We start from the raw sequence: 8,456 nt of genomic DNA, 5'->3' as shown, positions 1-8,456 counted from the left end.
GACGCCGCCCCGTACTGGCACTTCGCCCGCGAGGCCAACGCACCCCGGAGCCTCGGGCGTGACGCCGCCCCGTACCGGAACCTCGGGCGTGACGCCGCCCCGTACTGGCACTTCGTCCGCGACGCCAACTCCCCCCGGAGCCCCGTCCGCGACGCCGCCCCGCTCCGGAACCTCGGGCGTGACGCCGTCCCGTACTGGCACTTCGTCCGCGACGCCAACGCACCCCGGAGCCCCGTCCGCGACGCCGCCCCGCTCCGGAACCTCGCCCGCAACGCCGTCCCGCACTGGCCCCTCGCCCGCGACCCCAACTCCCCCCGGACCCCCACCCGCAACCCCGCCCCGCTCCGTACCCACGCCCCCGACGCCACTCCACCCCGGACCGATCCCACCCGGATTCAAGGCCCCGACCCCAACCTCACCCGAAACCCAGCCCCACCCCCCAACTCCCTCCACCCTCAACCCCGTTCACCCCACCACCCCACGCCCTCTCCCCATCCAGCCCCGCCGCCGCAACACCCGCCCCCGACGCCCCCACCCCACCCAGGCACCTCCGCCCCCGACCGACGAGCCCCCACCCCCGGACACCACGCCCCCGAACCACACACCCCCCAACCCCCCACCCACCCAAGCCGAAGCGCCCCCGACCTCCCCACCCCCCTACACCCCCGTCCCCCAGGGCGAGTTCGATCCGCGGCGGTTGAGTGAGTTCCAGCTGGACGAGCTGGCGCAGCGGCTGATCGGGCGGATCACGCGGAAGCTGCGGACCGAACTGCGGCTCGACCGGGAGCGCACCGGACAACTGCGCGACCCGCGGCACTGACCGTCCCCGCTCCCGACTCCAGAAAGGCGTACGCGATGCCCAGCGATCCCGACCCGGCCTCCACCGTCTTCTTCACCCTGACCATCGACGGCGCGAGCCTGGGCTACTTCAACGGGTGCGAGGGGCTGTCCTCCTCGGTGGAGATCGAGCAGCGCCAGGAGGGCGGCAACAACGGGTTCGTGTGGCAGCTGCCGTCGCGGGTGACCTTCTCCACGATCCGGCTGACCCGGCCGCTGACCCCGGACACGACCAAGGTGGCGGCCTGGATCTCCTCCGTCACCACGGGGGTCACCCGGCCCACCGCGCAGATCGCCGCACTGCGCGCGGACGGCACCGAGGTGGCCCGCTGGGGCCTGATCGACGTGCTGCCGGTCAGCTGGCAGGGCCCCCGGCTCGACCCGTCGAGTCCGGGCGTGGCCACGGAGGTTCTGGAGATCACGCACCACGGCTTCACGGACTGAACCAGGAATCGAAGAACCGGGAACACGGCATCACACCAGCGAAGGAGCGGGACTCATGGCAGGCAGGGGCGGCAGAGGCTCCAGGGGCGGGGCGGGCAAGAGCCTGGTCCGGGCCTCGTTGGCGATTCACGAGCCGCCGATCGGGCAGAGCACCACCCCGGGCGCGCTGATCCGGAACTTCGCGTTCGACTTCAACCCGTCGCAGCTCGCGCTGAGCCGGCGCGCCCAGTGGAAGACCACCCCGACCGCGGCCGTACGGGACGGCGCCGTACCGGAGTTCATGGGTCCCGAGCCGCGCGAGATGACGGTGGAGATCTTCCTGGACTCCTCGGACCGGCCGAGCGGCAACGGCGTCATGAAGAAGGTGGAGTCCCTCTTCTCCTGCTGCGAGGTGACCCGCAAGAGCATCGCCGCGAAGCAGCCGTCGACGCCCTGGGTGGTCTTCCAGTGGGGCTCGTTCAAGACGGCCCGGTTCACCGCGTACGTCTCCTCCGTCGACGTGACCTACTCGCTGTTCGGCACGACGGGGGTGCCGATCCGGGCCACCTGCCAGGTGCGGCTGAACGAGATCCCGGCCAAGGCCAAGGGACAGAACCCGACGTCCGGCGCGCTGAACGCGGCCCGCGTGCACCGGCTCGTCGCGGGCGACTCGTTGCAGTCGCTGGCCTGGCGGGAGTACGGGGACGCCGCCGTGTGGCGGGCCATCGCGGAGGCCAACGGCATCGACGACCCCGCGCGGCTGCCCACCGGAGCGGAACTCGTCCTGCCGGCCGCCGAGGAAGTGGGGGAGCTGCGATGACCAAGGCGTCCTTCTCCAACGTCGTGCACGTGAAGCTGGGCGGCGCCAAGCTGCCCGACAAGGTCGCCGACGACCTCGTCGAGGCATGGGTCGACCTGGGCGCCGGCGTGCCGGGCGCGTTCCAGCTCACCTTCCGCGACCCGCACGGGCGGCTGCTGGGCGAGCAGAAGGTCAGGTTCGGCACCAAGGTGGTCGTCTCGCCGGTCGCGGACGGGCGGGGCGCGCAGACGCCGCTGCTCACCGGCGAGGTCACCGGAATGGAGAGCGAGTACGACGGGACCGGCACGTTCACCGTCATCCGCGGCTACGACAAGGGCCACCGGCTGATGCGGCAGCGCCGCGTCGCCGCGTACCGCAACCAGACCGCCTCGGACATCGCGCGGAAGCTGGCCCGGCAGAGCGGCATCCCGCTGGGCAGGATCACGCCGACGAAGACGGTGTACGAGTTCATCAGCCAGGCCAACGTCTCCGACTGGGACTTCCTCTCCCGCCTGGCCGACGAGAACGAACGCGTGATGTCCCTCGACGCGCGCGGCAGGTTCTGCTTCGTCACCCCCGACCCGGCCGCCAAGGCACCGCCGACCAGCACCGAGGGCGACAAGAGCGCCTTCGTGCTGCACGCGGGCAAGGACGTGCTGCGCTGCCGGGCCGCGATCTCGGCCGCCGACCAGATCGGCAAGGTCGAATCGCGCGGCTGGGACGTCACCACCAAGAAGGCGGTCACCGCCACCGCCACCGCGACCAGCACCCAGGGCGTCGCCATCGGCAAGAAGCCGGCCGAGGCCGCCAAGGCGTTCCGCGGGCAGAAACTCGTCGAGACGGGCGTGCCGTACGACAAGCAGGCCGAGGCGAAGAACGCCACCAACTCCCTTGCCGACGACGTGGCTTCCTCCTTCGCCGAACTGGAGGTCACCGTGCGCGGCAACCCGCAGCTGCGCCCCGGACTGCCGGTGACGCTGCGGGACGTGGGCGTCCCCTTCGAGGGCAAGTACACGGCCACCTCCGTCCGGCACGTCTTCGCCGACGACGCGCCCTACCAGACCTGGGTGACCGTCAGCGGCCGGCAGTGGCGCTCCCTGTACGGGCTGACCTCGGGCGGCGACGGGGGCGGCGCGGCGAAGCTGCCCAGCGTGGCCAACGCCCTGGTGACCGACGTCCAGGACCCGCTCAAGCAGGGCCGGGTGAAGCTCCGCTTCCCCTGGCTCGACGGCACCTACGTCAGCGACTGGACCCGCACCGTGCAGCTGGGCGGCACCGCGGGCGGCGGGATCTTCCCGCTCGACGTCGGCGACGAGGTGGTCGTCGCCTTCGACCGGGGGGCCCTGGACCACCCGTTCGTCATCGGCGGCCTCTACAACGGGCGCGACAAACCGACCCCGGTCAAGGACGTCCCGCTGCACGACGGCGTACGCAAGAAGGCCGCCCGGCACACCCTCTCCGACCGGCAGGGCAACCGGGTCGACCTGCTGAGCCAGGGCTCGCGCAGCCGCAAGCAGGGCGTACGCGTCGCCAGCGGCGACGACAAGCTCACCGTCAACCTGGACCGCACCAAGACGGAGATCACCGTGACCAGCAAGGGAGCGGTCCGGATCAAGGGCAGCGGCGCGGTGTCCGTGGACGCCGGAACCCGGCTCGACCTGCGGGGCAGACAGGCCGTCACCATCCGCAGCGGCGGCCCGCTCACGCTCCAGGGCCAGGGCGCGGTGAACCTCGGCTCGCTCGGCGGCCTCGTCAACGTGAACGCGGCCGGGGCGCTGAGCCTGCGAGCCGCGGCCGCCGCGTCCCTCGCCGCCGGAGGCGCCGCCACGGTCAACGCGGGCGGCACGGTGCAGATCCAGGCCGCCGCCAACCTGGGCCTGCGCGCGGCCACCCACCTGATCAACGGCGTGGTCCTGGTCAACAACAAGCCGTATCCGATCCCGTGACGGCGCGGCGGCACGTCGGGAGAAGGGGAGGGGGCCACTGATGGCCGAACAGTTCGTCGGGTCCGGCTGGGGGTTCCCGCTGCGCATCGGGCCCACCGGCGGCATCGCCCTGGTCAGCGGGGAGCTGGAGATCGAGGAGGCGATCCGCCTCGTGCTCGGCACCGCGCCGGGGGAGCGGCCGCAGCGCCCCGAATTCGGCTGCGCCATCCACGACCTGGTCTTCGCACCGGTCAACGAGGCCACCGCGGGACGCATCCAGCACGAGGTGTACGCGGCCCTCGACCGCTGGGAGCCCCGCGTCGAGGTCAACGACGTCGAGGTGACCGCGGGCGGCGATCTGAGCGTGCTCTACATCGACGTGCGCTACGCGATCCGCGGCACCAACAACCCGCGCAGCCTGGTGTTCCCGTTCTACGTCATCCCCTCCCACGACGAGCCGGACGGCACCGGCGCGGACGACACGAACGCGGGACCAGCGGGCACCTCTGTGGAAAGCGAGAGCGAAGACTGATGGCACTGCCCTCCCCGAACCTCGACGACCGCCGCTTCCAGCAGTTCGTCGACGACGCCAAGCGCTACATCCAGCAGCGCGCGCCGGAGTGGACCGACCACAACGTCTCCGACCCCGGCATCACCCTCGTCGAGACCGTCGCGCACATGGCCGACCAGATCGTCTACCGGCTCAACCGGGTGCCGGAGAAGAACCACCTGGCCTTCCTCGACCTGATCGGCATCACCCTCTTCCCGCCCTCGGCCGCCCGCACCGACGTCACGTTCTGGCTGTCCGCGCCGCAGGAGGAGGCGGTGCTGCTGCCCGTCGGGACCGAGGTCGCCACCCTGCGCACGGAGAGCGAGGAGGCGGTGGTCTTCGCCACCGAGCGTGAACTCACCGTCGTCTCCTGCGAGTTGCGGCACCTGATGGTGCACCACCAGGACGGCCCGGTCACCGACCGGACCACCGACCTGGCCGAGGGCCGGGACCTGATGTGCTTCGCCGAGGCGCCCCGGCCCGGCGACTGCCTGCTGTTCGGGCTGAGCGCCGCCGTCCCGCACTGCGCGATCGCGCTGGAACTCGACAGCCGCGTCGACGGCGTCGGCGTCGACCCGCGCCAGCCGCCGCTGGTCTGGGAGGCGTGGACGGAGGACGGCTGGGCCGCCTGCGAGGTCGACCGGGACGGCACCGGAGGACTCAACCGTCCCGGCGAGGTGATCCTGCACGTCCCCGGCGGCCACGCCCTCTCCCGCACCGGCGGACAGCAGGCGGGCTGGGTCCGCTGCCGCGTCACCGAACCCCGCTCCGGGCAGCCGTTCTACACCGCGTCGCCGACCGTACGGTCCGCCGAGGCGTGCACGCTCGGCGGCACCACCCGGGCCGTGCACGCCGAGCCCGTACGGGACGAGCCGCTGGGCGAGGCCACCGGGCTGCCGGGCCAGCGGCTCCGGCTCGCGCACGCGCCCGTCGTCGGCGACGACCCGCCGGTGCTGCTCCAGAGTTCCGAGGGCGAGGGCTGGCAGGACTGGCAGGTCGTCCCGCACTTCGCCGCCTCGGGCCCCGGCGACCGGCACATCACCCTGGACGCGGCCACCGGCGAGATCGCCTTCGGCCCGTCCGTCCGCGAACCCGACGGCTCGCTGCGGCAGTTCGGGGCGCTCCCGGCCAAGGGCGCCGTGCTCCGCGCCCGCCGCTACCGGATCGGCGGCGGCCGCGCCGGCAACGTCGCCCGCGGCGCCGTGCAGGTGCTGCGGGACTCCGTCCCGTACGTCTCCGAGGTCGTCAACCGGGAGGCGGCGCGCGGCGGGGTCGACGGCGAGACCGTCGAGGAGGCCAAGACCCGCGCCCCGGTCACCCTGCGCGCCCAGGAACGCGCCGTCACCCTCCGCGACTACGAGGAACTCGCCCGCCGCGCCGCACCGGAGACGGCCCGCATCACCTGCCTGGAGGGCGAGGAGAACGAGCACGGGGCCTACGCGGTCCGGGTGCTGGTGGTGCCGCAGGCGGTGCCCGACCCCGGCGGGCGGCTCCGCTTCGAGCAACTCGTCCCCGGCGAGGCCCTGTTGAAGCGCATCACCCGGCACCTGGACGAGCGGCGGCTCATCGGCACCCGGGTCGCGGTCGGCCCGCCGTACTACCAGGGCGTCACCGTCGTCGCCACCGTGCACGCCTTCCCCGGCGTCGACACCGACCGGGTACGGCGCCGGGCGCACGACGCGCTCTACCGCCATCTCGACGCGCTGACCGGCGGCGCGGAGGGCACCGGCTGGCCGTTCGGGCGCCGGGTGCAGGCGGGCGAGCTGCACGCCGTGCTCCAGCGCGTCCCCGGCGTCGAACTCGTCGACCAGGTACGGCTGCACCCCGCCGACCCGCTGACCGGCAAACGCGGCGACCCCACCGACCGCATCGACCTCGAACCCCCGGCCCTGGTCTTCTCCTACGACCACCGGGTCCGCGTGATCGGGGACGGCGCGTGAGGGGGCCCGTCGACGGCCTGGGATCCTCCTCGCCGCTCGGCCTGATGCTGCCCGCGATCTTCGCCGACGACCGTCTCGCGCAGCAGTTCGTGGCCGGGCTCGACGAGACCGTCGCGCCCCTGCTCAACGTCCTGGACTGCCTGGACTCCTACTTCACACCCGCCCTCGCCCCGCAGGACTTCACCCGCTGGCTCGGCGGCTGGGTCGGCGCCGAGACCGACGGCACCGAGCCCGAGCAGCGGCTGCGCGCGGCCGTCGCGGCCGCCGCCCATCTGCACCGCATCCGCGGCACCCGCCGCGGCCTGTCCGAGACGGTACGGCTCGCCTTCGGCGTGGCACCCGAGATCACCGAGAGCGGGGCCGCCGCCTGGAGCGTGCGGCCGCGCGGCGCGATCCCGGGCGAACGCCGCCCCGGCCTGCACGTCGCCCTGCGCCTTCCCGACCCGACCCCGGCGGACGAGCACCGTCTCGACACCCTCGTGGCCGCCGCCCGCCCGGCCCACATGCCGTACACGGTCCAGGTGACCGCCGCAGAAGGGAGCACCGAACGATGAGCAGCCAGACCTCCGGCACCGGGCCCGGGAGGGGCCCGTCCGGACCCGGCGGCGCCCTGAACTGCCCCGAGTGCGGCGTACGGGCGGAGCCCGGCCAGTCCTTCTGCGACTCCTGCGGCGCGGTGCTCGGCTGGACGAGCGCCGGCACGGCCGGCATCGCCGAACTCGCCGAGGCGGAGGGGCCGCAGCGGACACCGGGCGGGGCCGCCGGGCCCCCGGAACCGTCCGGGCCCGCCGGAAACCCGGAGCCGGACGGTGAGCCGGGCCGTCCCGGGACGCCGCCGGTCCCGCCCGAAGCCGGACCGGGGGACGCCGCCGGAGCGCCCCTCGGGCCACCGGCCGGACCCCTCGACGCGCCGGGCTCCCAGCCCCCGGAGCCGGCCCCGCCCGCGGACCGGGCCCCGCAAGCACCCCCGCGGCAGGCCCCGCCCGCGCACCCGGACGACACGGCGGCCCGGGCCCGCTCCCTGCTGGTGCCTGTCGAGGAGCCCGACCCGCCGCAGGCGCCGCAGCCGTCCGTGGCCCCCGTGCTGCCGGGCCGCCCGGACGCGGACCGGCCCCAAGTCCGCGCCCCGGCAGGGGAGTCGGGGGAGCGCGGCGGGACGCCCTGCCCCTGGTGCGCCACTCCCAACCGGCCCGACCGGCACTTCTGCGGCCGCTGCGCGATGCCGATGACCCGCCGCGAGGAGGCCCCGCCCGAGGCCCCGCTGCCCTGGTGGCGCCGCCTCTTCGGACGCGACGGACGGGAGACGCCGTGGGCGGGCGACCGGCCGCGGCTGCGCCGGGGCTTCGGCCGGGTGCTGAACTGGGTGGTCGGCGTCCTCGTCCTGGCGCTGGTGGCGGTCGCGGTGCTCAACGCCCCCGCCGCGTATCACGCGGTGCGCGACCACTTCGCCAAGCGGGCGCCGGTCCAGCCGAATTCGGTCGCGGCCTCGCGCTCCTACTCGGGGCACGATCCGCAGCTCCTCTTCGACAAGCGCAACGACACCTGGTGGGGCCCGGGCGTGACCAAGTCGGCCGAGGGGGAGTGGGTCGAGGCGCACTTCGACCGGCCCCCGAGGCTGCTCGACGTCATCATCACGCCCGGCACCTCGGCCAAGGCCGACGAACTGTCCAAGTCGGCCCTGCCGCAGGAGGTGGAGGCGACCGTCACCAAGGCCGACGGCAAGAAGGAGACCCACCGGCTCACCCTCGACCAGGCGGCGGGCGGCCAGCTCCGCTCCTTCCAGGTCGGCTCCGCCAGCGCGGTACGGCTCACCGTGCGCTCCTCCTACGGTGCTACCGACAACAAGCAACTGGCGATAGCCGAGGTCGAGTTCTTCGGGCCGTCGAGCGGCAGCAGTTCATAGGAGCGGACGGCCGGTGCTCCTCCCCGTACGACCACGGTGCCCATGCACGACAATTGACGGGGCGTCAGGTGTCTCCGTA

8 protein-coding genes are annotated in these 8,456 nt (G+C 73.9%); all 8 read left to right on the top strand.

Annotated elements, in window-relative coordinates; all coding sequences use genetic code 11:
* Nucleotides 1-697: 697 nt before the first annotated feature.
* From HCC30_RS29040 to HCC30_RS19790, 8 genes are read left to right on the top strand one after another with little or no spacing between them, the layout of a single operon-like run.
* Nucleotides 698-820, top strand: coding sequence for a hypothetical protein (locus HCC30_RS29040; protein WP_277348010.1), 123 nt, complete (start codon nucleotides 698-700; stop codon nucleotides 818-820).
* 35 nt (nucleotides 821-855) lie between these two features.
* Nucleotides 856-1,281: a phage tail protein gene (locus HCC30_RS19820; RefSeq protein ID WP_169443932.1), complete on the top strand. Its 426-nt coding sequence runs from the start codon at nucleotides 856-858 to the stop codon at nucleotides 1,279-1,281.
* A 55-nt stretch (nucleotides 1,282-1,336) separates the two neighbouring features.
* Complete coding sequence (locus HCC30_RS19815; RefSeq protein ID WP_169443931.1) at nucleotides 1,337-2,080, top strand: LysM peptidoglycan-binding domain-containing protein; 744 nt, start codon at nucleotides 1,337-1,339, stop codon at nucleotides 2,078-2,080.
* Entirely contained in the window at nucleotides 2,077-4,005 is a 1,929-nt protein-coding gene (locus HCC30_RS19810) for a VgrG-related protein (protein WP_169443930.1), read from the top strand. The genes HCC30_RS19815 and HCC30_RS19810 overlap by 4 nt, the downstream gene beginning before the upstream one ends.
* A 40-nt stretch (nucleotides 4,006-4,045) precedes the next feature.
* A complete protein-coding gene (locus tag HCC30_RS19805) occupies nucleotides 4,046-4,516 on the top strand; it encodes a GPW/gp25 family protein (protein WP_169443929.1) in 471 nt (156 codons plus the stop codon).
* Nucleotides 4,516-6,474 (top strand): putative baseplate assembly protein, encoded by a 1,959-nt coding sequence (locus tag HCC30_RS19800; RefSeq protein WP_169443928.1) that lies wholly within the window; start codon nucleotides 4,516-4,518, stop codon nucleotides 6,472-6,474. The genes HCC30_RS19805 and HCC30_RS19800 overlap by 1 nt, the downstream gene beginning before the upstream one ends.
* Nucleotides 6,471-7,028 (top strand): phage tail protein, encoded by a 558-nt coding sequence (locus tag HCC30_RS19795; RefSeq protein WP_169443927.1) that lies wholly within the window; start codon nucleotides 6,471-6,473, stop codon nucleotides 7,026-7,028. Before HCC30_RS19800 ends, HCC30_RS19795 begins: the two co-directional genes overlap by 4 nt.
* Nucleotides 7,025-8,377 (top strand): zinc ribbon domain-containing protein, encoded by a 1,353-nt coding sequence (locus tag HCC30_RS19790; protein WP_240979725.1) that lies wholly within the window; start codon nucleotides 7,025-7,027, stop codon nucleotides 8,375-8,377. Before HCC30_RS19795 ends, HCC30_RS19790 begins: the two co-directional genes overlap by 4 nt.
* Nucleotides 8,378-8,456: the final 79 nt, after the last annotated feature.

The organism is Streptomyces sp. HNM0574 (genome assembly GCF_012726235.1).
Lineage (GTDB): Bacteria > Actinomycetota > Actinomycetes > Streptomycetales > Streptomycetaceae > Streptomyces.
This window is presented reverse-complemented; position numbering and strand designations above follow the sequence as displayed.